The 26,219-nt window shown below is 64.1% G+C and carries 16 protein-coding genes, 1 tRNA gene and 1 pseudogene; 15 read left to right on the top strand and 3 right to left on the bottom strand.

Annotation, left to right across the window (positions count from 1 at the left end):
* The first annotated feature begins 131 nt into the window (after positions 1–131).
* The 4 genes from ABXS05_RS24715 (at position 132) to ABXS05_RS24730 (ending at position 4,945) form a co-directional block, all read left to right on the top strand.
* Positions 132–1,058, top strand: a complete 927-nt coding sequence (locus ABXS05_RS24715) for a sugar ABC transporter substrate-binding protein (protein ID WP_367625714.1) — start codon at positions 132–134, stop codon at positions 1,056–1,058.
* A 139-nt stretch (positions 1,059–1,197) separates the two neighbouring features.
* Positions 1,198–2,727 carry a sugar ABC transporter ATP-binding protein gene (locus ABXS05_RS24720; RefSeq protein ID WP_311934403.1) on the top strand — a complete coding sequence of 510 codons (1,530 nt, stop codon included), beginning with the start codon at positions 1,198–1,200 and terminating at the stop codon, positions 2,725–2,727.
* A 76-nt stretch (positions 2,728–2,803) separates the two neighbouring features.
* Positions 2,804–3,850 carry an ABC transporter permease gene (locus ABXS05_RS24725; protein ID WP_105865301.1) on the top strand — a complete coding sequence of 349 codons (1,047 nt, stop codon included), beginning with the start codon at positions 2,804–2,806 and terminating at the stop codon, positions 3,848–3,850.
* Between the two features lie 336 nt (positions 3,851–4,186).
* A complete protein-coding gene (locus tag ABXS05_RS24730; RefSeq protein WP_367625715.1) occupies positions 4,187–4,945 on the top strand; it encodes a hypothetical protein in 759 nt (252 codons plus the stop codon).
* 501 nt (positions 4,946–5,446) lie between these two features.
* Here the strand turns inward: ABXS05_RS24730 and ABXS05_RS24735 are convergent.
* Together ABXS05_RS24735 and ABXS05_RS24740 are read right to left on the bottom strand one after the other, a co-directional pair.
* Positions 5,447–5,659 carry a hypothetical protein gene (locus ABXS05_RS24735; protein ID WP_367625716.1) on the bottom strand — a complete coding sequence of 71 codons (213 nt, stop codon included), beginning with the start codon at positions 5,657–5,659 and terminating at the stop codon, positions 5,447–5,449.
* A 272-nt stretch (positions 5,660–5,931) separates the two neighbouring features.
* A tRNA-Phe gene (locus ABXS05_RS24740) sits at positions 5,932–6,007 on the bottom strand.
* A 356-nt stretch (positions 6,008–6,363) separates the two neighbouring features.
* Here ABXS05_RS24740 and ABXS05_RS24745 point away from each other — a divergent pair.
* The 8 genes and pseudogenes from ABXS05_RS24745 to ABXS05_RS24780 all read left to right on the top strand — a co-directional run bounded on the left by ABXS05_RS24745 (position 6,364) and on the right by ABXS05_RS24780 (position 21,185).
* Positions 6,364–11,589 (top strand): alpha-2-macroglobulin family protein, encoded by a 5,226-nt coding sequence (locus tag ABXS05_RS24745; protein ID WP_367625717.1) that lies wholly within the window; start codon positions 6,364–6,366, stop codon positions 11,587–11,589.
* A gap of 11 nt (positions 11,590–11,600) precedes the next feature.
* Complete coding sequence (gene pbpC, locus ABXS05_RS24750; protein ID WP_367625718.1) at positions 11,601–13,721, top strand: penicillin-binding protein 1C; 2,121 nt, start codon at positions 11,601–11,603, stop codon at positions 13,719–13,721.
* A 141-nt stretch (positions 13,722–13,862) separates the two neighbouring features.
* Positions 13,863–15,023, top strand: coding sequence for a LysM peptidoglycan-binding domain-containing protein (locus ABXS05_RS24755; protein WP_367625719.1), 1,161 nt, complete (start codon positions 13,863–13,865; stop codon positions 15,021–15,023).
* Positions 15,024–15,358: 335 nt separating this feature from the next.
* Positions 15,359–16,174, top strand: coding sequence for a GntR family transcriptional regulator (locus ABXS05_RS24760; RefSeq protein WP_311934410.1), 816 nt, complete (start codon positions 15,359–15,361; stop codon positions 16,172–16,174).
* A 90-nt stretch (positions 16,175–16,264) separates the two neighbouring features.
* Positions 16,265–17,844, top strand: a pseudogene (locus tag ABXS05_RS24765) (putative N-acetylmannosamine-6-phosphate 2-epimerase).
* Positions 17,837–19,180, top strand: a complete 1,344-nt coding sequence (locus tag ABXS05_RS24770; protein ID WP_311934411.1) for an extracellular solute-binding protein — start codon at positions 17,837–17,839, stop codon at positions 19,178–19,180. Before ABXS05_RS24765 ends, ABXS05_RS24770 begins: the two are co-directional and overlap by 8 nt.
* Before the next feature lie 314 nt (positions 19,181–19,494).
* Positions 19,495–20,358, top strand: a complete 864-nt coding sequence (locus ABXS05_RS24775) for a carbohydrate ABC transporter permease (protein ID WP_367625721.1) — start codon at positions 19,495–19,497, stop codon at positions 20,356–20,358.
* Entirely contained in the window at positions 20,355–21,185 is an 831-nt protein-coding gene (locus ABXS05_RS24780) for a carbohydrate ABC transporter permease (protein ID WP_367625722.1), read from the top strand. The genes ABXS05_RS24775 and ABXS05_RS24780 overlap by 4 nt, the downstream gene beginning before the upstream one ends.
* On the opposite strand, the gene ABXS05_RS24785 is transcribed toward ABXS05_RS24780, so the two are convergent.
* The gene (locus ABXS05_RS24785; RefSeq protein WP_311934414.1) at positions 21,182–22,060 is read right to left on the bottom strand and encodes a MurR/RpiR family transcriptional regulator; all 879 of its coding nucleotides are present in this window, start codon (positions 22,058–22,060) and stop codon (positions 21,182–21,184) included. The genes ABXS05_RS24780 and ABXS05_RS24785 overlap by 4 nt on opposite strands.
* A 119-nt stretch (positions 22,061–22,179) precedes the next feature.
* On the opposite strand from ABXS05_RS24785, the gene ABXS05_RS24790 reads away from it, so the two are divergent.
* From ABXS05_RS24790 to ABXS05_RS24800, 3 genes are all read left to right on the top strand, one after another.
* Complete coding sequence (locus ABXS05_RS24790) at positions 22,180–22,983, top strand: N-formylglutamate amidohydrolase (protein ID WP_367625723.1); 804 nt, start codon at positions 22,180–22,182, stop codon at positions 22,981–22,983.
* A gap of 113 nt (positions 22,984–23,096) precedes the next feature.
* The gene (locus ABXS05_RS24795; RefSeq protein WP_311934416.1) at positions 23,097–24,689 is read left to right on the top strand and encodes an amino acid permease; all 1,593 of its coding nucleotides are present in this window, start codon (positions 23,097–23,099) and stop codon (positions 24,687–24,689) included.
* Between the two features lie 98 nt (positions 24,690–24,787).
* Positions 24,788–26,161, top strand: coding sequence for a glutamine synthetase family protein (locus ABXS05_RS24800; protein WP_311934417.1), 1,374 nt, complete (start codon positions 24,788–24,790; stop codon positions 26,159–26,161).
* Positions 26,162–26,219 lie beyond the last annotated feature (58 nt).

Genomic DNA, 26,219 nt, shown 5'->3' on the forward strand with positions numbered 1-26,219 from the left:
TCTACGCGTCTTTGTGATTGCGGGCCATCCCGGCGAACCGCAAACGCTTGAACGATCGACCAATTCCCCGAAAGGGAATTATCCGGAAAATGACGGGTGCTGCCGGACATCCGACCCAGGGAGGAGACACGATGAAACGGACCCTTTTCGCGCTCGCCGCAACGGCCTTGCTGTGCGGCACGGCCTATGCCGAGAATATCGGCGTCAGCATGGCCAAGTTCGACGACAACTTCCTCACCGTGCTGCGCAATGGCATGACCGACTATGCCAAGACCAAGTCCGGCGTGAACCTTCAGATCGAGGACGGGCAGAACGACGTCAACAAGCAGCTCAGCCAGATCCAGAACTTCATCGCCCAGAAGGTCGACGCCATCATCGTCAACCCGGTCGACACCGATGCCACCCCGCAGATGACCAAGCTCGCCACCGATGCCGGCATCCCGCTCGTCTATGTCAATCGCATGCCCTCCGAAGAGAAGCTGCCCGAAAAGGTCGCCTTCGTCGGTTCGAACGAGGTTGATTCCGGTACGCTCGAAACCAAGGAGATCTGCAAGCTTCTCGGTGGCAAGGGCGATATCGTGGTGATCATGGGCGAATTGTCGAACCAGGCCGCTCGCCAGCGCACGCAGGACGTCGAGGACGTGATCGCCAAGGAGCCCTGCACGGGCATGAAGATCCTGCAGAAGCAGACGGCCAACTGGGACCGCACCCAGGCGATCGACCTGATGACCAACTGGCTAACCTCGGGCATCAAGCCGGCTGCCGTGATCTCCAACAATGACGAAATGGCGATCGGCGCCATCCAGGCGCTCAAGCAGGCCGGCCTTGCTGGCGGCAAGACCCTTGTCGGCGGCGTGGACGCCACGCAGGACGGCCTCGGCGCCATGAAGGATGGCGACCTGCAGGTCACCGTGTTCCAGAACGCCGCCGGCCAGGGCCAGGGTGCCGTCGATACGGCCCTGAAGCTTGCCAAGGGCGAGAAGGTCGACGCCATGGTCTGGGTGCCTTTCGAGCTGGTGACCCCGGCCAATATCGACAACTACCTCAAGAAGAACTGATCGGACTGCATAAGAGCCCTCCGGCTGAAGGGCCGGAGGCGCTCACGATCTTCTCGTCAGACGCGACAATGTCCGGACCTCGGTTCCGGACCGATGAAACACGTCGCCAGCCCCGGCGCCGGCATGAGGGAGAACAAGGATGGCTGTAGTGCAATCGGCGGCGCCGAGCCGCGGTACCTCGGACTCTGCCTGTCTCATCGAGGTGGAGGGCGTACGCAAGGGCTTTCCCGGCGTGCTGGCACTCGACAATGTTTCCTTCAAATTGCGTCCCGGCACGGTGCATGCCCTGATGGGCGAGAACGGCGCCGGCAAGTCGACACTGATGAAGATCATTGCCGGCGTCTATCAGCGCGACGGCGGCGTGATGAAGCTGCGCGGGCAGGAGGTGCAGTTCTCCGGGCCTCTCGATGCGCTCCAGCAAGGCGTCGCCATGATCCATCAGGAACTCAACCTGATGCAGTACATGACGGTGGCGGAGAACGTCTGGATCCGGCGCGAGCCTCTGACCCGGCTGGGTTTCGTCGACCATGGCGAGCTCAACCGCCGCACCGCCAAGCTGTTCGAGCAGCTCAAGATCAAGATCGACCCCACCGTGCCCGTCGGCTCGCTCTCGGTGGCCAACCGCCAGATGGTCGAGATCGCCAAGGCGATTTCCTACAATTCCGACGTGTTGATCATGGACGAGCCGACGTCGGCGCTGACCGAGACGGAAGTCGCGCATCTATTCGAGATCATCCACGATCTCAAGGCCCAGGGTAAGGGCATCGTCTACATCACGCACAAGATGAACGAGCTCTTCGAGATCGCCGACGAAGTCTCGATCTTCCGCGATGGCAAATATATCGGCACGGACCTAGCCGCCAATCTCACGCGCGACGAGATCATCCGCCGCATGGTCGGCCGCGAGATCACCCAGATGTTCCCCAAGGAGACGGTGCCGATCGGTGACGTGGTCCTGTCCGTGAAGAACCTGACGCTGGATGGCGTCTTCCACGATGTCTCCTTCGACCTGCGTTCCGGCGAGATCCTTGGTTTCGCCGGGCTGGTCGGGGCAGGGCGCTCCAATGTGGCGGAGACCCTGTTCGGCGTGACGCCGGCCTCCTCCGGTACGATCGAGGTCTTCGGCAAGCCCGTCTCCATCTCCTCGCCTGCGGTCGCCATGCGCCAGGGCATGGCGTTTCTCACCGAGGACCGCAAGGATACGGGCTGCTTTCTAATCCTCGATATTCTCGAGAACATGCAGATGGCGGTGCTGACGCAGCGCTACGTCAAGGCCGGCTTCGTCGCCGCGGGCGAGGTGACGCCGGCCTGCACCGAGATGAGCGCGGCGCTACGCGTCAAGACGCCGAACCTGCATGAGCGCATCGAGAACCTGTCGGGCGGCAACCAGCAGAAGGTGCTGATCGGCCGCTGGCTCCTGACCAAGCCGAAGATACTCATCCTCGACGAGCCGACGCGCGGCATCGATGTCGGCGCCAAGGCCGAAATCCACCGCCTCATCAGCAAGCTGGCGGGCGAGGGCGTGGCTGTGATCATGATCTCCTCGGAACTGCCCGAAGTGCTGGGCATGAGCGACCGCATCCTCGTCATGCATGCCGGCCATGCCACCGGCATCCTCGACCGCGCCGAGGCGGACCAGGTCAAGATCATGGAACTGGCCGCGCGCTGAGGCGCGAGGCCCTGGAATTGGAAGAACCCCGATACGATGCGCCGTGAGGCGCTTAGCGATAGAATTGGAGGATCCCATGTCCGCGAATGAGGCTGCCGGCAAATCGCCGCAGATATCCAGCGTCAAGCCGCATCGCCGGCTGCCGCAGGAACTGAGCATCCTGGCGGTTCTCGCCGTCATCGTGGCGATATTCGAGCTCATCGGCTGGCCGCTGAAGAGCCAGAGCTTCTTCTTCAATGCGGGGCGCCTGAGCATCATCTTCCTGCAGGTGGCGGTGATCGGCATCATCGCGGTGGGCGTGGCGCAGACCATCATCACCAGCGGCGTCGACCTGTCCTCCGGCTCCGTGGTGGGTGCCACCGCCATGATCGCCGCCTCGCTCGCGCAGGTGAGCACGGCGCGCTCCGTGGTCTATCCTCACCTCACCGACCTGCCCTTCATCATTCCCGTGCTGGCGGGCCTGGCGACGGGGCTGCTTGCCGGCGTCATCAACGGCGCGTTGATCGCCTACGCCAATGTGCCGCCCTTCATCGCCACGCTCGGCATGATGGTCTCGGCGCGCGGCTTCGCCACCTGGTACACCAATGGCCAGCCCGTCAGCACCTTCACGCCTTCCTTCCGCGTCATCGGTTCGCCCGTGGAGCTCTTCGGCTTCTCCATCGACGTGCCGACGGTGATCTTCCTGGTGGTGGCGCTGATCTTCCATATCGCCATGTGCTACACGCGCTACGGCAAGTTCACCTATGCCATCGGCTCGAACATGCAGGCCGCTCGCGTTTCGGGCATCGACGTGAAGTGGCACCTGGTCAAGGTCTATGGTTTTGCCGGGCTGCTTTCGGGGCTGGCCGGCGTGGTGCAGATCGCCCGTGCCGGCTCGGGCCAGGCCGGCGCAGGCCTCGGCTATGAGCTGCAGGCCATCGCGGCGGTGGTGATCGGCGGCACCTCGCTCTCCGGCGGCGTGGGGCGCATCACCTCCACGGTGATCGGCCTCCTCATCCTCTCGGTGGTGACCTCAGGCTTCACCTTCCTCGGCGTTCCTGCCTCCCTGCAGCAGATCGTGCTCGGCGCCATCATCGTGGGTGCCGTGGTGATCGACCAGTATCGCCGGCGCCGGAAGGTCTGAGGCGAGGGGGACCGCGATCGAACGGCCCGTTCGCGAGGACGGGCCGTTGTCGTTTCCAGGCCTGTCGCCCTTGCAGAGGCATACACGATTGGTTGCAATCACGCGTGCCCTCGCGAACAGGCCCGTTGCCTCGCCGCCGACTTACTATATGTAGTCGATCCTTGTAGTGACTGCTGATGGCTTGTCGGTCTAGTGATTGTCGGGCAGGGGCAGCACAGAAGATCGAATGACACCATGGTCAATGCGGTACGAATGTTCCCCTGGCCAAGAAATGAGGGGTGAGGGGGTCAACTCTTCCGGCCGGTGCCGGCAGGAGGTTGAGCCTGGCGAGACTTGATGAGCAGCAACACCACCGTCTATCTCTTTCCGCATATCCTGAAATGCGCCGGCCTGAGCGTCAGGGACTATCTCCTGCACGATGTCCCATCGCGCGGTTCCGCCGTGATCTATTCCAAGCCCGAGCAACGGCCTTGGCTCGATCCCGTGAACCGCGTGCCCCAAGCCGACCGCGACGAAATCCGCATCCTGTTCGGCCACAGATTGCCGCGCACGGCCGCCCGGGGGTTCGAGGGCCGCGTCATCCGGGAGGTCGGCCTGCTCCGGGAACCGGTGTCCTTCTATGTCTCGCTTTATAATTTCCTGCAGAAGACGCCCGAGAGACATCGGATCGTGGGCATGTCCTTTGAGCAATGGTACCCGACCAACAAGCACAACCGTATCAGCCGCTTTTATTTCAGGCATTATTTCGGCTTGTCCTCCCTGGGCATCCGCAAGATGAGCCAGCGCCAGAGGTTCGAGTTCCTGTCCAGGCAGTTCGAGACGTTCTGGTTCGTCGGCGATTATCGCAATTGCGATGCGGTGATGGAGCAGATGACCCAGGATATCGGCTGGAAGTTCGAGAAACTGCCCCATGAGAATGCCGCGCCCACCAATGCGCTGCGCAGCCAGGATATCGGCGAGGCACTGCGTCAGAAGATCCTGCAGGACAATGCGCTCGACCTGGCCCTCTACGAAACCTGGGCCGAGCGCAAATGGGGAGACAATCCAACGCTGGAACGTGGCCAGGGTCTGAACAATCGTTGGACCTGGCAATAGCCGCGACGGGGCAGGGGGGCAGCTCAGAGGGGGCGACCCGGGCGTTTCAAACTCTTGCCCTGATCCCGTGCTAGGCAGACGATAGGCTGGCGTCCGCGAGGCCTGCGAAGAGCAATCCTCGGCTTTTATCGGATTGTCGGTTAGGCCCGAGCGCATGGATCCGCCCATGGCCCACGCGCCCGGGCCGATGACCCCCAGAGCAAAGCGCGTTCAAGCGTGAACGCTTTTTTGCTCTAACTCTTTGATACGACGCGTTTTTACGATTCTTGGTGGTTCAACCAAATCGAAAAACGCTTTAACCAAACTTCGCTCCCCGATCAGAAGGGCAGAGTTCTTTCTGACCGGGGCTTTGTTGAACGCTTCCATGACGGAAATGCGCGGGAGTGGGGCGGTCCGGGATTCCGTCGCGTCGCGCGTGGCATGGGCCGAAAACGGGCCGGCGATGAGAGGATCGTGGGTGCGGATAGGCTATGGTCACAACTGCTTGTGTCGTGTGACCAGCTAGATTTGTTGCGATCGGGGCGGTGTGATCGTTTCAACGCTTGATTGGCTCGCAACGGCCTTGGCTTGGCGAAAGGCCGACAGATCTGCCGGTGGCGAGCCGCCCGAGGTCGGGGCAGCATATCCTGGCGGGAGGCGGCAGATGAAATCGAACTCCGCATCGAGAAACGCCTGGCGCGCATCAATCACGTTCGCCGTGTCGCGTAAGTCCATATCAGTCCCCACCGTTATGCCTTCCGGCACAGTGTTCGCGGCATGGGGTTAATGTTCGGTTGTGGAGGCGCTCTTTGGCCCGCGCGACTATCAGGCTATTCGTTTCGACTGGAGCCTCGCCGTGACCCTGGAGAACGTCGCAGCGCGCAGATCCTTGCAGACTTTCACATCTGCGAGCGGATAGACTAAGCACGTAACAACGCGCGCTTTGGTGCCAAAGCGTTGATTTTTTCGACGATTTCGAAGAATTTGGAAATCAGCGGAAGGGCTGATGGTGCCTGAGGGCGGAATCGAACCACCGACACTGCGATTTTCAGTCGCATGCTCTACCAACTGAGCTACTCAGGCATCCGGCGAGTCAGCCGAGGCCGCCGCGAGACCGCGGGTGTATAGCCAGCGCCTCCGTGGTTGTCCAGCCCTCTTGCACGGAAAAAATAAGCCGGCTGCAAAAACACCGGTACGCATCCTGTTTCCACCGGTACAGATGGTAAAAACTCTCTGAATCATGATTGCCGCCGACCCAGGGCGCCCTTAATCTTGCGGGCTCGGTGGCCCGTTCCCTGTGCATATCGCGTGACCCGGGCGTGTCGTCAGTTATCGATTGGGTCCCATCCATAACTGACGACACGCCCGGGTCACGCCGACTCGCTAGCGTGGACAGGACCGCCGCAACAAGCCCGGGGGCGGGTAAGAGGACAGGCAACATGGTCAGGCAGGCAGCGCGCCAAGGCGTCTTCGTGCGGTTTTTCTCAGCATTCGTGCTCATGCTCGCCGTGCTGGGCTGGGTGGCCGCCGGCCCGGTGCAGGCGGCGCCGCTGTTCCAGGCCGACAGCTATTCCTATGCGGCCGACAGCTACAAGGACAGCATCGCCAAGCTCGCCAAGACCATGAAGAAGAGCGCGCCGCAGCTCCAGGAAGAGCTGAAGGCGGCCGTCAGCTCCGACAATGCGCGCAACACCGCCGTGGTGGTGGAGCAGTTCATCGCCCTGTCCCCCAATGACGGTGCGATGTGGAAGCGCCTCGCCGATTTGCTGCTGGTGGCCGAGCCCTTCAACAGCCAGGACGGCTACGAACTGCCCTACAAGGCGCTTGGCGCCTCGATTCGCGCCTATCAGCTTGCCAAGACGCCGCAGGAACAGGCCGACGCGCTCAACGATGTCGCCCAGGCGCTGGTCAAGCGCGAGGATTGGCGGCCAGCCCTCAACGCCTATCGCGCCAGCCTCGATCTGGTCGACAATGCCGAGATTCGTGAAGCCTATGAGGACGTGCGCAAGGATCATGGCTTCCGTATCACCGATTATACGGTGGAGAGCGACGCGCCGCAGCCGCGCCTGTGCTTCCAGTTTTCCGATCCGTTGAGCAATGCGGTCGCCGACTACACGCCCTATTTCACCCAGGATCCTGGGCCCGTCTCGGCCGTCACGGTCGACGGCACCAAGCTCTGTGTCGAAGGCCTGAAGCATGGCGGGCGCTACAAGGTCACCGTGCGCCAGGGTCTGCCTTCTGCCGTGGACGAAAGCCTGCTCAAGAACGCCGAGTATGAAATCTATGTGCGCGATCGCCTGCCATCCGTGCAGTTCGTCGGCAAGAGCTACGTCCTGCCGCGCACCGGCCAGAACGGCATCCCTCTGGTCTCGGTCAATTCCACCCAGGCCAAGCTCGCGCTCTACCGGGTCGGCGACCGCAGCCTGATCTCCGCCGTGATCGATTCCAATTTCCTCGACCAGATCTACGGCTCCCAGGCCAGCGAGATTGCCCGCACCAAGGGCAAGAAGGTCTGGGAAGGCACGATGGACCTTACCAGCACCCCGAATCAGGACGTCACCACCGCCTTTCCGGTCGACGAGGCGCTCGGCAAGATCGAGCCCGGCCTCTATGTGATGACGGCCCAGCCCGGGGAGGTGAAGGAGGACGAGGACAACCAGCTCGCCACGCAGTGGTTCGTCGTCTCCGATCTCGGCCTGTCGACACTGAAGGGCAAGGATGGCCTGCACGTCTTCCTGCGCTCCATCGCCTCGGCCGAGCCGCTTGCCAATGTCACGGTGCGCCTGCTTGCCCGCAACAACGAGATTCTCGGCTCGATGAAGACGGATGCCGATGGCGCTGCCTTCTTCGATGCCGGCCTCACCAAGGGCAATGAGGGCCAGGAGCCGGCCCTCGTGGTCGCGTCCGACGAGAAGAGCGACTACGCCTTCATCGACCTTACCCAGCAGGCCTTCGACCTCACCGATCGCGGCGTTACCGGCCGCGACCCTCCGGGGCCGGCCGATGCCTTCGTCTATGTCGAGCGCGGTGTCTACCGCCGCGGCGAGACGGTGCATGCCGCCATCCTGCTGCGCGACGGCAATGCCAACGCCCTGGCCGAGGTGCCCGTCACCATGGTGGTGCAGCGTCCCGATGGCGTTGAATATTCCCGCACCGTGCTGAAGGACCAGGGCGCCGGCGGCCGCACGGCCGATATCGCCATCATTCCCTCTGCCGCCAGCGGCACCTGGCGCGTCGTCGCCTATACCGATCCCAAGGCGGCACCGGTCGGCGAGACCACCTTCCTGGTCGAGGACTATGTGCCCGATCGCATCGAGTTCGACCTCGCCACCTCGGGCACCCGCATCGACCGCACCAGCGGCGCCAACCTGAAGGTGGACGGGCGCTATCTCTTCGGTGCCCCGGCCGCCGGGCTCGACATTGAGGGCGATGTCTCTGTTTCCACCGACAGCCAGCCTTTCTCGCAATGGAAGAACTATGCCTTCGGGCTGTCGGACGAGAATGTCGATACGGTGCAGAACACCGTCGACGATCTCGCCCAGACCGACGACAAGGGCCATGCCGAATTCACCGTGCCGCTGCCGCAGCTGCCCACGACTACCCGTCCGCTCAAGGCCAATTTCGTCATCCGCATGAAGGAAGGCGGCGGCCGCGGCGTGGTGCGTAGCGCCTCCCTGCCGATCGCCTCCACCGGCCCGATGCTGGCGCTGAAGCCAGGCTTCGCCGAGGGCACGGTGCCCGAGGGCCAGCAGGCCTTGTTCGACGCCATTGCCGTCGATCCCCAGGGCAATCAGGTGGCGGCCAAGGGCGCGACCTGGACGCTCAAGCGCCTGACCACGACCTATCAGTGGTACAAGAGCAACAATCGCTGGAACTATGAGGCTGTCACCACCGCCCGCAAGGTCGGCGGTGGCACGGTCGATCTCTTGGCCGACAAGCCCGCTCAGATCTCCGCGCAGGTGCAATGGGGCCAATACCGCCTCGAAATCTCGGCGGATGGGCTGGCTTCCTCCTCCAGCTCCTTCTATGCGGGCTATTACACCAGCGAGAAGGCCGATACGCCCGACATGCTGCCGGTCGCCCTCGACCAGACCAGCGTCAAGACCGGCGATACGCTGCAAGTGAAGATCGATGCCCGTTTCGCCGGCAAGGCCTCGGTGCAGGTGGTCGGCGAGAAGCTGCTCTCCTCCACCCTGGTCGACGTGCCGGAAAAGGGGACGACCGTTCCCGTCACCGTCGGTAAGGATTGGGGCACAGGCGCCTATGTCGTGGTCACCCATTTCCGGCCGATGGACGTTGCTGCCAAGCGCATGCCGACGCGCGCGATCGGCCTCGCCTGGTTCGGCATCGACCGCAACGAGCGCACGCTTAAGGTCACGCTCACGCCGACCGAGTTGATGAAGCCGCGCCAGCCTCTCAAGGTGCCGGTGAAGATCGAGGGCCTTGCCGGCGAGAAAGCCTATGTTACCCTGGCAGCCGTCGATGTCGGCATTCTCAACCTGACGGGCTACAAGCCGCCGGAGCCCGAGACTTTCTATTACAGCCAGAAGCGCCTTTCGGCCGAACTGCACGATCTCTACGGCCAGTTGATCGACGGCATGGAAGGAGCGAAGGGGCGGATCCGCACCGGTGGTGACGGCGGAGCCAATTTCAACAGTCCGCCGCCGACGCAGGCGCCCCTGGCCCTGTTCTCCGGCATGGTCGAGGTCAGTGCCGACGGCACGGCCGAGATCAGCTTCGACATTCCCGCCTTCAACGGTCTAGTGCGGGTGATGGCGGTGGCCTGGACGCCGACCAAGGTCGGCCATGCCTCGGCGGACGTCAAAGTGCGCGATCCGGTGGTGATCGCCGGCACCTTGCCGCGCTTCCTTGCCGTGGGCGATCAGTCGCGCTTCCGCCTCGATCTCGTCAACGCCGAGGCCGCGCCGGGCGACTATACGCTCGCCGTCACTATGGAAGGGCCGATCGGCGCCCAGCCGTCAGCGCTCTACCAGACCGTGAAGATCGGGGCGGCGGGCTCGCGTACGCCGGTTAACATTCCCATCACCGCCAACGGCATCGGCACCGGCAAGCTGGTCGCCACCTTGGCGGGTCCCGGCAATGTCGCCATCGACCAGAGCTTCACGCTCGGCGTCCTGCCGGCCAATCCGCCGGTGACGCGCCGCACGATCCAGACCATCGCGGCCAATGGCGGCGGTATCACCGTCAATGCCGACCTGGTCGCCGAAATGGTGCCCGGCACCGGCGCGGTTTCGCTTTCGGTGGGGCCGTTCAGCGCCCTCGACGTGCCCGGCCTGCTGCGCGATCTCGATCGCTATCCCTATGGCTGCTCGGAACAGCTCGTCAGCCGCGCGCTGCCCTTGCTCTATCTCAGCGAACTCGGCGGGAATGCGATCGATCTCGACGGCACGGTGAAGGAACGCCTGGGCGATACGGTGCAGCGCCTGCTCGCACGCCAGGATTCCAACGGTGCCTTCGGCTTGTGGAATGCCGACAGCGGTGAATTATGGCTGTCGGCCTATGTCACCGACTTCCTGCTGCGGGCTCGCGAGAAGGGTTTCGTCGTGCCGGAACTGGCGCTCAACCAGGCGGTCGACTATCTGCGCAACCGCGTCGGCAATGCGCCTGACGTGGAAGAGGGCAAGGGCGAGGATATCGCCTATGCCCTCTACACGCTGGCCCGGGCCGGCAGGGCGCCGGCGGGTGATCTGAAATATCTCGCCGATACCAAGATCGGCCAGTTCGGCAGCGCCATGGCGCGGGCCCAGATCGCCGCCGCTCTCGGCATGCTCGGCGACAAGCCGCGGGCCGGCGAGGCGTTCGGCTCGGCAGCCGAGGCGCTCCAGAAGGAGACCAGCGATACCAGCTTGGCGTATCGCAATTATGGTTCGCCGCTGCGCGACGCCGCGGCGGTGGTGGCGCTTGCAGGGGACAACAATGCCAGCCTGCCGGTGATCAGGACGGCGCTCAAGGTCATTACCGATGCGCGCTCCAAATCCCGTTATGCCTCGACCCAGGAGATGACCTGGATGGTGCTTGCGGCCCGCAGCGTCGCCGACCAGGCCCGTTCCCTCAAGCTGATCGCTGATGGCTCGGAGCAGCAGGGCGCCTTCTACAAGGTCTATCGCGGCGAGGCACTCAAGACCCCGCATTCCGTCTCCAACCCCGGCGCCTCGGCCCTGCAGGCCGTGGTTGCGGTTTCCGGTTCGCCCGTCGTACCCGAGCCCGCTGCCAACAACGGCATGAACCTGACGCGGAGCTATTTCTCGCTCGACGGCAAGGCTGTGGATCCTACCGAGGTGAAGCAGAACACCAGGCTGGTAGTGGTGGTGAGCGCCAGCCGCAGCGGCGACAACCAGACCGGCAACTTCCTGCTCGTCGATCGCCTGCCGGCCGGCTTCGAGATCGAGAATCCGAACCTGGTCGTCACCGGCGAGACCGGCAGCATGTCCTGGCTCAAGGATCTCACCGAGGTCACCCATTCGGAGTTCCGAGACGACCGCTTCGTCGCCGCGTTCACCGATCAGGCCGCCAAGGTAGCGTATGTCGTCCGTGCGGTGGCACCGGGCCGCTACATCCTGCCCGGTACCACGGTGGAGGACATGTACCAGCCCGAGCGTAACGCCACGCTTGCCACCGGCACGCTCAGCGTCACCGAGAAGTAGAGCGGACCGAGATGACCGCCCGGCGCGTCCATATCCTCTGCGCGCTTCTGTTCACGGCCATTGTAGCCGTGAACGCCGGTGGCTTTGCGCTGTCGGAGGTGCTCCGGCGCCTCGGCCCGGTGCCGCTGGGCGAGAGCGTGACCTATTCCCCGCTGGTGGTGGATCGCGACGGCCGGCTGCTGCGCCCCTTCACCACGGCGGACGGCTATTGGCGCCTGCCGGCCAAGCCAGAGGAGGTCGACCGGCGCTTCCTGTCGATGCTGGTCGCCTATGAAGACAAGCGCTTCTATTCCCATCACGGCATCGATCCGGTGGCCATGGCCCGCGCCGCCTGGCAGATGGTGAGCCGGGGGCGCATCGTCTCCGGCGGCTCGACCTTGACCATGCAGGTCGCCCGCCTGCTCGAGCCGCGTCCCGATCGCACTTTTGCCGACAAGGCGGCGGAGATGATCCGCGCCGTCCAAATCGAGAACCGACTGAGCAAGGAGCAGATCCTCGGCCTCTATCTGGCTTTGGCGCCCTATGGCGGCAATCTGGAAGGAACACGGGCGGCCTCGCTCGCCTATTTCGGCAAGGAGCCCAAGCGCCTTTCGACAGCGGAGGCGGCGATGCTGGTGGCCTTGCCGCAGGCCCCTGAATCGCGCCGCCCGGACCGGGCCCCGGCCGCAGCCAAGGCGGCCCGAAATCGGGTCTTGCGGCTTCTCGCCGGCAAGGGCGCACTCCATCCCGATCAGGCCGAGGCCGCAACGCTGGAAGCGGCACCGCAGGGGCGCAAGCCCTTCCCGATCCTGGCGGCCCATGTCGCCGAACGGCTGGTGCGGCAGGAACTGGTGCTTCAGGCCCAAGCCGGCAGGAACGAGCCCAATCCGGTGGTGACCACCACGATTGCCCGCTTCCTGCAGGAGCAGCTCGAGAACTTGGCGCGCGAGCGTGCGACCGCCTTGGGCGGCGGCGTCTCGGTTGCCATCGTCGCCGTCGACAATGCCAGCGGCGAGGTGAGGGCGCATGTCGGCGGCGTCGGCTATTTCGACAAGGCGCGGGCAGGCCAGATGGATCTTGCCGAATCCTCGCGCTCACCCGGGTCCACCCTCAAGCCGTTCATCTATGGTCTTGCCTTCGAGGATGGCCTCGCCCATCCCGAGACGCTGGTGGATGATCGTCCCGCGCGCTTCGGGGTCTACAAGCCCGAGAATTTCGACGATGCCTTTCAGGGCACCGTCACCATGCGTCGTGCCTTGCAGCAGTCGCTCAACGTACCGGCGGTGATGCTGCTCAATTCCATCGGGCCGAACCGGCTGATCGCCCGCATGAAGAATGCCGGTGCCGAGCCGTCTTTGCCGCCCGATGCGGTACCGGGACTTGCAGTCGGCCTTGGCGGGGCCGGCGTCAAGCTCACCGATCTTGCCACGCTCTATCTGGCGCTGGCCCGGGACGGAGAGGCACTGCCGCTGATCTGGCGACCGCAGGACCGCGCCCTTGGTGCGCAGCCCCATCGCCTCTTCGAGAAGGCCGCGGCCTGGCAGGTCGGAAATGTCCTGATCGGCGCGCCGCCGCCGGAGAACGCGGTGGGTGGCAAGATCGCCTACAAGACCGGCACGTCCTACGGCTATCGCGATGCCTGGGCGGTCGGGTTCGACGGTGCCAACACGGTCGCCGTCTGGGTCGGGCGGCCCGATGGCGCGCCCGTCTCGGATCTGGTCGGGCGCAAGGCCGCTGCTCCCATCCTGTTCGATGCCTTTCAGCGCATCGGTGAGAAGCGGGTGCCGCTCAAGCCGCCGCCGTCGGGCGTGGTGTTTGCCAAGACTTCGGAACTGCCGCCGGCCTTGCAGCGTTTCCGTCCCGGTGCCTTACCCGAAATTGCCGCCGCCGGTTCGGGCGATGCCCCTCTGGTGATTTCCTTCCCGCCCGATGGCGCACGGGTCGAGGTTGCCGGGGGAGAGCCGGATGCCACGCTGGCTCTCAAGGCGATGGGGGGGGCGCCGCCCTTCACCTGGCTCGCCGACGGCCTGCCGATCGTGATCGGCGAAGAACGCCGGGAGGCCGTTTGGGACAAGCCAGGCAAAGGCTTTGCGCGGCTCTCGGTGATCGATGCCAGGGGGCATACGGCCAGTGTGCAGATCAGGTTGGATTGACGTCCGCTTTTCGTAAGAGACCGATGACCTAGGACAAGATTTTTCACCCGGAACCATAATATTCCTGTCAAGAAGCAAGCCTAGCCTCGGGCGCAGCACATTCCAACCATTGGCAGAAAACCATTTTCCGGGAGAGGCATCGTGCAGGCAGGGCGTTATGTGATCAAGCAAGGCGACACCCTGTGGGGAATCGCCGGCCGTTACTATGGCAATCCGGTGCGCTGGCCGGAGATCTATGCCTACAACAATGAGCCGGCCATCGTCGCCAAGACGGGACACGGCATCGTCAATCCCGATCTCATCAAGGCTGGAGCGGTAATCTACCTGCCGAAGCAGCATCGTCGCGTGGTTTTGCGCGGTACGTCGACGGGAGGTCCGGCTCCGACGGCGGCACCGCAGTCGGCCAACCCGCCTGCACCCAGCTCGCCAATGCCCGTCCCCGCCCCGACAAGGGGCAGCACGACCCCGTCCCATTCCCATACGCGCACTCAGCCCGATGCTGGCAGCAACCCGGCGGCCAGGACGCTCGCGAACAATTTCGGTTTCGGCTATCAGCTCGACGACCTGCCGATCATCGAGATCAAGGGCAATGGCTTCTCGGCCAAGGTCAAGCTGAAGGGGGCGATCTTCCTGCAGCCGACCGACAAGGTGCCGCTTCTCGTCTACAGCAATAAGGGGCTCGAGTCGCAGGCGCGCCAGCAGACCTCGACCGTGCTCGGCGAACTGGTGTCCGGCGGCAAGTTGAGCTGGGACCGCAAGTCCAACAGCGTCACCTATGAATGCCAGCTCACCTTGCGCGCGAATGCCCATTCGCCGGGCGCCCAGTTCTCTGCGGGCATATCGAGCGCGGGCGAACCGGTGCTCAAGGCCACCCTGACCTATCCGCGTATGACCGGGCGAATCCGCGACTACGTCTATGTCGCCAGCGAGTTCAAGGTCGAGATCGAGCTGAAGCCGGACCAGCATTTGCGCCCGCCGCTGCCCGAGCCGGTACTGGCGCCGAGCTATCGTCCGGTTCCCGATGCAACGCGGGTGTGGCGCCCCCAGCCGGTGCACACCGACCGGAAGCCTGCACCTACTCCGGAATCCTCGTCGGGCATCCATTGGGGCAAGGCGACGGTTGCCATCGTCGGCGCGGTGGTCATCGTCGGGCTGACCCTGCTCGAGGACGCGGCCACCGCGGGAGGCGGTGTGGCCGATGATCCGGCGAGCTTCGCCGCCGCGGGCGCCTTGCTGCGTTGGGGCTTGCGCCGGGCGGCCGTGCAGGCGGCGCCGAGACTGGCACCGGCGCTGGCCTATTGAGTCCAAGCCGACTTCCGGCTTTTCGAGCACGAAATCTGTTCTTCCATGCGGTTTCAGGACCTACCGGGCCGGGCAGCCATGCTGACCGGCCTTTTCTCGTCGCCGATGCGTCAATCGAGATTGCGTGTTAGACAGAGGCTGAGTCAGGCAAGAACGACGTTCCTCCTTTGCGTGGCGGCGATGTGAACGTGCCTTTGCGATCCCGCCCATTCGAGCAAGGCGGGTACAGGCGGAAAGGCTGCTTTGCCTGGTGTTTTTGTAATGCCGTGCCCTTGCGTCTCCTGGTCAGTCCACTGAGCCGCAGGGCGCCTTTGCCTGAAAATGTCTGGTGCCGCATGTCTTCTTCCTTCTCTCCCGACCAGAATGCCGGCCGCTCCGAACCGGCAGAAAGCGCGGAGGTCGAGCGGCTGATCGATCATCTGCAACGCAAGGGACGCCTGGAAACAGAAAGCCCGACCGCGCTCTATCGACGCCTGCAGGAGGCCCTGCGGAGCGCCATCTCGGAGGGAATCGTTCCGGCGGGCGCCATGATTCCGGGCGAACGTGAACTGGCCCAGCGCCTCGATCTGTCGCGCGTGACCGTGCGTAATGCCATCAAGGGGCTGGTCGAGGAGCGGTTGCTGGTTCAGCGTCACGGGGCGCGGACCAGCGTAGCGCTGCGCCTGGAAAAGCCGATGACGGTGTTTACCAGCTTCTCCGAAGATATGGAGGCGCGCGGTCGCGTGCCCGGCACGACCTGGCTGCGCCGCGAGGTCGGTGTGGCCGACACGACCGAAGCCATGGCCCTGGGGCTCTCGCCGGGGGCAGGGGTGTGCCGCCTGCACCGGCTCCGGCTGGCGGATCGCGTCCCGATAGCGATCGAATATTCGGTCCTGCCGGCAGAGTTCCTGCCGAACCCGGATCTGATCGAGGGGTCGCTCTATGTGACGCTCGAGCGGCGCGGCTGCCAGCCGGTACGCGCGCTCCAGCGGGTCAGGGCCGATGTGGCGACCGCCCACGAGGCGCGCCTGCTCGAGATCGAGACGGGAGCGCCCATTCTCGAAATGGAGCGTCGCTGCTCGCTTGAAAACGGGCGGGTGGTCGAACTGACCCGCAGCCGCTATCGCGGCGATGCCTATGATTTCATGGTCGAACTGGCCCGTCGCGGCTGAAGGGTGAATGATTTCCCAACTGGTATTAAACAGGTTGCATTCTGGTCCTATTGATGTCAGGCTTCCTCATCAGCAAGCGAGGAGCATCGGGTGGCATCCGCAGTTGAACGAGCGCTCGACGGATTGATCGTGTCCTGCCAGCCGGTGATCGGCGGCGCGATGGACCGGACCGAGATCGTCGTCGGCTTCGCACTGGCCGCCGTGGCGGGTGGCGCCGCGGCCTTGCGCATCGAGGGGCTGGCCAATGTCCGGGCCGTGCGGGCGGCGACGTCGCTGCCGGTCATCGGCCTGATCAAACGGGCCGAGGCAGACACACCCGTGTTCATCACGCCTCTGCTGACGGACGTCGTGGACCTGGCGGAAGCCGGTGCCGACATCATCGCATTCGATGCCACGCAGCGCTCGCGCCCCGTCCCTGTGCCGGCGATGATCGCCGCCATCCATGCCGCCGGACGTCAATCCATGGCCGATTGCGCCGGCTTGGCGGATGCCACCGCGGCTGTAGAAGCAGGGGCATCCGTGATCGGCACCACCCTGTCCGGCTATGTCGGCGGGCCGGTGCCGGAGGAGCCGGATATCGATCTCGTGCGCCAGGCCGCGGCGCTCGGCAGGCCGGTTTTCGCCGAGGGGCGCTATCGCACGCTGGCCCAGGTGCAGGCTGCGCGTCAGGCCGGCGCCGATGCCGTGGTGGTGGGGTCCGCCATCACGCGCCCCGAGCATATCACGAGCTGGTTCGTCGAGGCGGTCAAGTCGCCCTCCGCCCCATCTTCTTAGGAACGCCCATGCAGCGACGGCCTGTCCTTGCGATCGACATCGGCGGCACCAAGACGCTCTCGGCCTTGGTCGACGGTAACAGGGTCCTGGCGCAGCGCCGTGTCGAAACCGCCCGCGAAAGTGGTCCGCAAGCCTGGCTCGATGCCGTCGTCGCGAGCATCGCCGATTGGCGCGGACGCTTTGCCGCGGCCGGCATCGCCGTCACCGGTCGGATTGCAGGCGGCCGCTGGTCGGCGCTGAACCCGGCCATCCTGCCGGTGCCGGATGGTTATCCTCTCGTGGAGGTTCTCATTGAGCGCCTGGGCGTGCCCGTCACCGCGGTCAACGATGCCCAGGCCGCCGCCTGGGGCGAATATCGCTTCGGTGCCGGGCAGGGCACCGACATGGTGTTCATGACGGTATCGACGGGCGTCGGCGGTGGCCTGGTCCTGGGCGGGCGCCTGCTGACCGGCCGCAACGGCCTGGCCGGGCATGTCGGCCAGATCCTGACCGATCTCATGGCAGGCGAGCAGCGATTGGAGGATGTCGCCGCCGGCTCTGCCCTGGCGCGATTGGCGGGCGGCAGCGGGCAGTGGCCCGACCCGCCGGCCCTGCTGGCGGCTGCGCGGGCCGGCGATGCTCGCGCCGAATCCCTGATCGACGGCGCGGTGCTCCCGTTGGTTCGTGCTGCGCGCTCCCTGCAGATGCTGGTCGATCCGGATTGCTTCATCATCGGCGGCGGTCTCGGCCTGGCCGAAGGTTTCCTTGACCGGCTGCACAGCCACGCCGCGGCGCTCCCTTCCCAATACCGTCCCGAATTCCGCGCTGCCGCGCTCGGCGCCGAAGCGGGACTGATCGGCGTGGCCGATCTCGTCGACCCAAAAGCAGAAAGCGCACCGGAGGTGGATCATGTTTGAGCTGAAACGAGGCCGAAGGAACAGATGCAGGGCGCTGCTGGCCGGTCTGGCGCTGGTGCTGGCGGGCAGCACCAGCGCCCTGGCCGAGGTCACCGTCCTCGGCTGGCCGGGCGGGCCGGAGGAGACGGCTCTGCGGGCGACCGCCAAGGCCTACAACGAACGCTCCGGCCTTGCCGAGGCTGACAAGGTCAAGCTGATCTTCTTCAACCGCGAAGGGTTCTGGGACAAGCTGCAGGCGGACCTCGCCGCCGGCTCGACCGAATTCGATCTCAACCTGGTCGCCACCTATTCGCTCGGCAAATATGCGCCCTTCATGCAGCCGGTGGACCTGCCCGCCGACAGCGCCAAGGTCTTCGGCGAGAAGGTGCTGAAGACCATGCAGTTCGACGGCAAGCAATATGGGGTGCCGACGGACCTGTCCTTGCATTTCATGTATGTGCGCAAGGACTTGATGGAAAAGCTCCTGGCCGATGACGGCTGGAAGAAGACCTATGGCGAGATCGCCCAGAAATATCTCGGCAAGCCGCTGCAGCCGGTGAAGCCGGAGGAGTGGACCTGGGACGACTATGCAGCCACGGCCCTGTTCTTCACCAAGAGCATCAATCGGGCCAGCCCGACGCGCTACGGCACCGTGCTGCAGATGAAGAACCTTCTGTTCAACATGATGGTGTTCCAGACCATGGCGCGCTCCTACGGCGCCGATTGGCAGGACGCCACAGGCAAGATCACGGTGGACTCGCCCGCCTACCGCACCAGCCTGGAGCTCTACAAGAAGCTCTACGATGCCGGCGCCAGCCCTAAGGATTCGCTGTCCTACGAATATGCCGAGGCCAATGCCGCCTTCGGCGCCGGGCAGGTCGCCACCATGCTGCAATGGAACGCTGCCGCGGCCGATCTCGACAATCCGGCCAAGAATGCCGTGGTGGCGGGCAAGATCGACACGCTGGCTCCGCCCAAGGGACCCGAGGGACGCACCACCCATATTCACGGCCTCGGCTTCGGCCTCAACAAGGCTTCGACCCATAAGGAGGGAGCCGTCAAGTTCCTGAACTGGCTCGCGGGAGCCGAGGCGATGAAGATCTATGCCGAGGCGGGCGGTTCGCCGGCACTCGACAACAGTCTCACTGCTGCGCTGCCGAAACGGCCGGATCTCGCCAAGATCGGCGACTTCGCCGGGCAATATGGTTTCGTGATGACGGGCGGCACTTCGGCCGGCGCCCTGCAGGTCTATGAGACCCAGGCCAAGAACTTCACCGGCTATTGGGCGGGACAGGCCGACCTTGATACGGTACTGAAGGAAACGGCCGCCAAGATGCAGGAATTGCTGAAGAAATAGGCAATTGTCCTGCCGCTGGTTAATACTCACCTCCTGCCGCCAAGGTCGCACGCCCTCACCTTACCTCTCCCCGTAGAAACGGGGCGAGGGGACTTCGATGGCGCGTTCCATCGTGCAGCGATCTTATCTCGCCCAACCGCTGGGCGAGATGGGAGGTTCAGGGACCGATCGCGACGCCTGCGCTCCCTCGCCCCGTTTCTACGGGGAGAGGTAAGGTGAGGGGCGGTGCGACCTTGGTGATAGAGGTGTGCACCTATGTGGCGGGCTTTTGTCGGTATTCTCGAGACTTGCTATCATCTGCCGGAGACAGCCTGATGGCGCTCGCCAAGAGCAAGACACCCTATCTGCTCATCGCTCCGATCACCGGATTCCTGATCTTTCTGGTGGCGCTGCCGCTATGCATCGACATCATCTATGCGCTCTCGAACGTGACCTTCGAGACTTTGCGCAGCCCGAGCCTGCAGGGCTTTGGCAATTTCCTCACAGTGCTCCAGGACGGTGCATTCTGGAAGGCCATGGGCTTTTCCCTGAAATTTGCCCTGGCCGCCTCGATTGCCCAGATCCTGCTCGGCCTGTTCCTCGCTATCTTTCTCAGCCCGCTCTTGGCCAAGCGCCCCTGGCTGATGGCCGTCCTGATGCTGCCGATGATGTTGGCCCCGGCCCTGGTCGGCCTGATGTATCGCCTGGTGCTGCAGGAATTCGTCGGCGTGATCCCCTATTATTTCCTGTTGTTCACCGGTGACAGCCCGGCTTTCCTCAGCCCGGACAATGCCTTCGCCACGCTGGTGACCATCGAGGTGCTGCAGTGGACGCCCTTTGCCCTGCTGATCCTCTATTCGGCCTATCAGGCAATCCCCATCGAGATCAGGGAGGCGGCGGCCATCGACGGTGCGGGCTATTTCCGACGGCTGCGCTGGATCGATCTGCCCTATATGGCGCCGACCATCGCCATCACCTTCTTCTTCCGCTTCATCGACAGCTTCCGGGTCTTCGACAATGTCTATGTCCTCACCGGCAGCGGGTCCGGCGGCAGCACCACCACTATCAGCATCTACATCTACGAAGCCTTCTTCCGTGGCAGCAATATCGGGGTTGCCGTGGCAGCATCCCTGATCCTGCTGATCATGTCCTACGTCGTGGTGGCGGGATTGATGAAGCTGGCGGAGCGCCGCGCATGACACGGTTTCTCCCCCTGCTACGCTGGATCGTCTTTCTTCTCGCGGCCTTCGCGCTGAACTTTCCGCTGATCGCCACCCTGGTCGCGGCCTTCAAGAGCGAAGCGGAGATTGCCGAGAATCCGTCCTTGCTGATCGAGGCGCCGACGCTGGAGAATTTCGCCAAGGTCTTCGAAATCTCCGACCGCTTCGACATTGCCCACTATCTCGTCAACAGCCTGATTGCCGCCTCGTTGGGCTCCCTGTTCGCGATCCTGCTCAGTTTTCCGGCAGCCTATGCCATCGTTCGCCATGGCGTCGGCCAGCGCTGGCTGCTGCCCGGCGTGACCAATCTGCGCGCCATTCCGCTGATCATCTTCTCCATCCCGATCTATCTGATCTATCAGCGCCTGGCCTTGCTCGACACCCGCTTCGGGCTCGCCCTGATCCTGTGTCTCGTCAATTTGCCCTTGGTGCTGGTGCTGGTCGCCAATGCCGTCAGGGACCTGCCGATCGAGATCGAGGAAGCGGCGCTGGTCGATGGTGCCAGCACCTTCTATGTGCTGTGGCGGGTGGTGCTGCCCTTGACCGCCCCGGCCATCGCCTCCTCGCTGATCCTCGCCTTCATCTATGCCTGGAACGAATTCCTGTTCGGCCTGATGCTGACGACGCAGAGCGCCGTACCGATCACCGTCGGGGCTTCGTTCTTCTTCGCCGCGAGCGGTGGCGGGGTGCAATGGGGCACGGCGGCGGCGGTAATGATCCTCTCCGTGCTGCCGCCCTTGCTGCTCAGCCTGCTGGCCTATCGCTATATCGGACGCTCGCTGACGGCCGGTGCGGTCAAGGGCTAAACCGGGCGCTGGCTGTTCTTGCGCAGGATCTCCAGGGCTTCCATGCGAGCCTTGGAGAGGTCCCACAGCGTCTTGGTGGCGGCGGCCATCAGGGCCTCGATGATCGCCAGGATCGCCGCGTTCGAGTCCCAGTTCGACGGCACCCCCGTGCGCGCCGAAATGACATGGCGGGCAAAACGGGCGATCGGCGACAGCCACTGATCGGTGAACAGGATGATGGTGGCGCCGCGTTCGGTGGCCTCCTGGGCCAGCAGGATGACATCGTCCTGGTAGCGCCGGATATCGAAGACGATCAGCACGTCGCGCTTGCCGAAATCGATGACCTGATCGCGCCAGGTCGCCGCCTGTCCCTCCACCAGCGTGACGTCGGGACGGATGACCCTGAGATGGCGCACGGTATAGAGCGCGACGGCCTCGGTGAGGCGGCCGCCGACGACATGCAGCCGGCGCTTGGTGTCGGTGATGATCGCGAGAATCGCATCGAACTCGGTCGGCGCCATCGCCTCGAAGCTGTGGGTGATGTTGGCGACCACTGCGGCGGCGAAGGCGGAGAGTGGAGATGCGTTGGCCTGCTCCGGCGCCTGCTTCATCAGCGGCGACTGCAACTGCGCTTCGAGCTCGTCCTTGAGATGACGCTGGAAATCGGCATAGGCGCCGAAGCCGAGCCGCGCGATGAAACGCAGGATCGAGGGCGCGGAGATGCCGGCGCGCGAGGCAAATTGCGCAACGGTTTCAAGGCCTGCGAACGGATAGTTCGACAAGAGGACATGGGCGGCGCGGCGCTCCGTGGGGGTCAGCGAGCCGAGCTTGCCGCGGATGGTCGTCGCCAAGGTCTCATCGCTTGCCGTGGCCGCCGCGTCTGGGCTTTTGGTCATCAGGCGACTCCCTCTGGAAAAGCGAGAGTGGAAGGTGGACACAATTTTCACAATTGACAAGTCGGCTACGGCTGTACTCAAAATAACACTCAATACAAAAACAAGCTCGGACGTAATGAATGTTAGAATCGCTCGCCGAGAGAGCCGCCGGAGGGACATCGGAAGGGGAAACCCAGCCCGAAATCGCTATCCTGGACAATGGTCGGGGTAGGGGAGCCTATGTCCTCGTCTGCGAGCACGCCTCCAACTTCGTTCCTGCGCGTTATGGCAAGCTCGGCCTGTCCGACGCCGACCTGCAACGCCATATCGCCTGGGATCCCGGTGCCCTCGGCGTTGCCCGTGCGATGGCACGCGAACTCGATGCGCCGCTGGTCTCCTGCGCCGTCAGTCGCCTCGTGATCGACTGCAACCGCGATCCTTCGGTCTTCGATGCCATTGCCCTGAAGAGCGAGGACACGATCATTCCCGGCAATGTGGATCTCAGCGAGGTCGAGCGCGCGCGGCGGGTGCATGAGGTTTATGAACCCTTCCATGCCGGGGTTGCCGCCGCGGTGGTGGCCAAGCGGCTGGACGGACCGGCCGCCGTCATCGGTATTCACAGCTTCACGCCGGTCTACAACGGCACCCAGCGCCCCTGGCATGTCGGCATTCTCTTCGATCGCGACGAGAGCCTGTCGGGACCGATGATTACAGCTCTGCGCGAGGACCCGGATCTCGTGGTCGGGGTCAACGAGCCCTACAGCCCGGGGGATCGCGTCTATCACACGCTCGATCGCCATGGCCAAAGCCAGGGCCTTCCCAGCGTGATGATCGAAATCCGCAACGATCTCCTGGCGACGCCGAAACAGCAGGAAGAATGGGGCATGAAACTTGCTACCATCTTGAAGCAGATCGGCCTGCCGGGGGACGATTCGCCAAAATGAGAGAGCCGGAGCGCCGGCCGGAAACGACAGCAGTGTGAAAGGCAATATCCATCGGTCCAATGGCTATCGGTCCAATGTCGACCGATCCTGGACCATAAGTCGGGGGACTTTCTATGAGTGGATCGACTGACGAGGACGTCAAAGTCCTCCATTCCATGGGGTACGCGCAGGAATTGGCGCGCCGCATGGGCGGCTTTTCGAATTTTGCGATTTCCTTTTCCATCATCTGCATCCTGGCGGGCGGCATCACCTCGTTTCCGCTGGCAATGGGGACCGGCTCCGGCTTCGAGGCGACGATCGGCTGGGTCATCGGCGGTGTCTTCGCCCTTGTTGTCGCGGCCTGTCTCGGGCAGATCGGTTCGGCCTATCCCACGGCGGGCGGCCTCTATCACTGGTCCTCGATTCTCGGCGGTCGTGGCTGGGGCTGGGCAACGGCGTGGATCAACCTTCTCGGTCTGATCTTCGTGGTCGCATCGGTCAATGTCGGCGTCTGGCTGCTGTTCAGGGACCTGGTGCTTTCGGGCGTCTTCCATGTCGACGTAACGGCTTGGACCGCTGTCACCACCGACCCGCTGCCGTCGGGCATGACGGCCGAACAGGCAACGGCAATCAACAGTTCTGCCTATACCGCGCAGGTCGTTGCGGTTAGCCTGATCACGCTGGCCCAGGCCTTGATCAACCATTTCGGCATCAAGCTCACCACGCTGCTGACCGACTTCTCGGGCTATCTCATCCTGGTGATTGCCGTGGTGCTGACCCTGACTTTCCTGGGTTGGGGCGCCGGTTGGGACTTTTCGCGTCTCACCACCTTCGTGAACAATACGGGTGATCCGGGCGGCAATTACGTGCCCGAGGCACGGCCTGCCTTCATCGCCTTCCTGGTCGGCCTGCTCTACCCGCTCTACACCATCACCGGCTTCGATGCCTCGGCGCACACCTCCGAGGAAACCCAGAATGCCCGCGTGGCCGTGCCCAGAGGCATGATCCATTCGGTGTTCTGGTCGCTGGTGTTCGGCTTTGCGATGGCGGTGTCCTTCGTGCTGGCCAGCCCGGATCTGGCCCAGACCGCCAAGGACGGCGGCGCCGGCTGGTTCAACCTGTTCAACAACCTGCCCGCGCCGGGCCTGCTCAAGGACATCCTGGCCATCGGCATCGTGCTGGCCAATTTCATCTGTGCCCTGGCCGGCCTGACCTCGACCTCGCGCATGATCTATGCCTTTGCCCGTGACGGCGGCCTGCCGGCTTCCGGCATCTGGAAGGGCGTGAGCCCGACCTGGCGCACCCCGGTGGCGGCGATCTGGCTCGGAGCGGTGCTCTCGGTCGCCGCGACGCTCTATTCGCCGGCCTTCGCGGCGCTTGCAGCGGGCTGCGCGCTGTTCCTCTATGTCTCCTATGCCATGCCGATCGCTGCCGGCCTGTTGGCGGAGGGCAAGACCTGGACCGAGTTCGGACCCTTCCGCCTCGGCATCTGGTCCAAACCTCTCGGCGCGATCGCCGTGCTCGGCGTGCTCGTCCTGATGTATGCCGGCATCCAGCCGCCCTTCGATATCCTGATCAACTATGCCATCGGCCTGCTGGTGTTGCTGCTGGTGTTGTGGTTCGGCATCGAGGCGCGCCGGTTCAAGGGCCCGCCGATCGGCGGTGACATCGCCAGGCGCGCCAGCGAGATCGCCGAGGCCGAGAAGGCGGTCGGCCAGAGCACCTAAACACGACGACAGCCGGCCCTGGTCGCAGCCGGGGCCGGCCAATCCAGTGCACCGAACCATCCACCAAGAATAATCTAGAGAGACGGAACTAGCGGATCATGGCGAACCCAGCGAGACCAACCAATGCGGCCGAGGCGATCGCCTATGTGCGCGAGCACGGATTTTCCGATGTGAAAGTCGGTGTCTTCGACATAGACGGCGTCTTCCGCGGCAAATACATGGCTCGCGAGAAGTTCGAGAGTGCTCTCGAAAAGGGCTTCGGCTTCTGCAACGTGGTGCTCGGCTGGGATTCCAACGACCAGCTCTATGACAACACCTCATTCGCCGGTTGGCACAATGGCTATCGCGATGCCGAGGCCCGCTTCCTGCCCGAGACCATGCGCGTCATCCCGCTGGAAGACGGCATGCCGCTCTTCATCGGCGAATTTGCGGGTGAGGCCGAGAGCTATTGTCCGCGCGGCACGCTGCGCCGGGTGCTCAAGCGTGCCGCCGACATGGGCTACAAGGTCTCGGCCGCCGCGGAGTTCGAGTTCTTCGTCTTCGACGAGACCCCGCACAGCGTGCGCGAGAAGCGCTTCCGCAATCTGAACAACATCACGCCTGGCTTTTTCGGCTACTCCATGCTGCGCGCCGGCGTGCATGCCGATTTCTACCAGGATCTCCTGCAGATGTGCCGGGAGATGGACATGGAGATCGAGGGGCTGCACACCGAGACCGGCCCCGGTGTGCTCGAGGCAGCGCTCAAGGTCGATGAGGCCCTGGCCATGGCCGACAAGGCCGCCCTGTTCAAGACCTATACCAAGATCCTGGCGCAGAAGCGCGGCTGGATGGCGACCTTCATGGCCAAGTGGTCGCATGATTGGCCGGGCCAATCGGGGCATCTGCACGCCTCGCTCTCCCATCTGAAGACGGGCAAAGGGGCATTCTACGATCCCTCCAAGCCGCATGCGATGTCGGACGAGATGCGCTGGTTCGTTGGTGGCCAGCAGGCGCTGATGCCCGAATTGCTGGCGATGATCGCCTGCACGGTGAATTCCTACACCCGGCTGATCCCGGGCTTCTGGGCCCCGACCGATGCAAGCTGGGGCGTGGAGAACCGCACCTGCGCCCTGCGCGTCATTCCCGGCTCCGAAAAGTCCCAGCGGGTCGAGTATCGCGTGGCCGCTGCCGACATCAATCCCTACATCGCGCTGGCGGCGGCGATCGGATCGGGCCTGTGGGGCATCGAGAACCGTATCGAGCCCGACGCGCCCGTGCAGGGCTCGGCCTATGACAAGAAATTCCCGAAGGCGAGGCAGCTGCCGCGCTCGCTGTGGGACGCGGCGCAGCGCCTCAAGGCTTCCAAGGCGGCGCGGTCCTTGTTCGGCGATGCCTTCGTCGAGCACTATGCCGCCACCCGCGAATGGGAGGAGCGTGAATTCCGCCGGACGATTTCGGATTGGCAGCTGGAACGCTATTTCGAAATCATCTAGATGTGATCACAAAGACAGGTCATCCCGGACGCATTGCAGCATGAAATGATGCGATGCA

Source organism: Labrys neptuniae (assembly GCF_040797145.1).
Taxonomy (GTDB): Bacteria; Pseudomonadota; Alphaproteobacteria; order Rhizobiales; family Labraceae; genus Labrys; species Labrys neptuniae.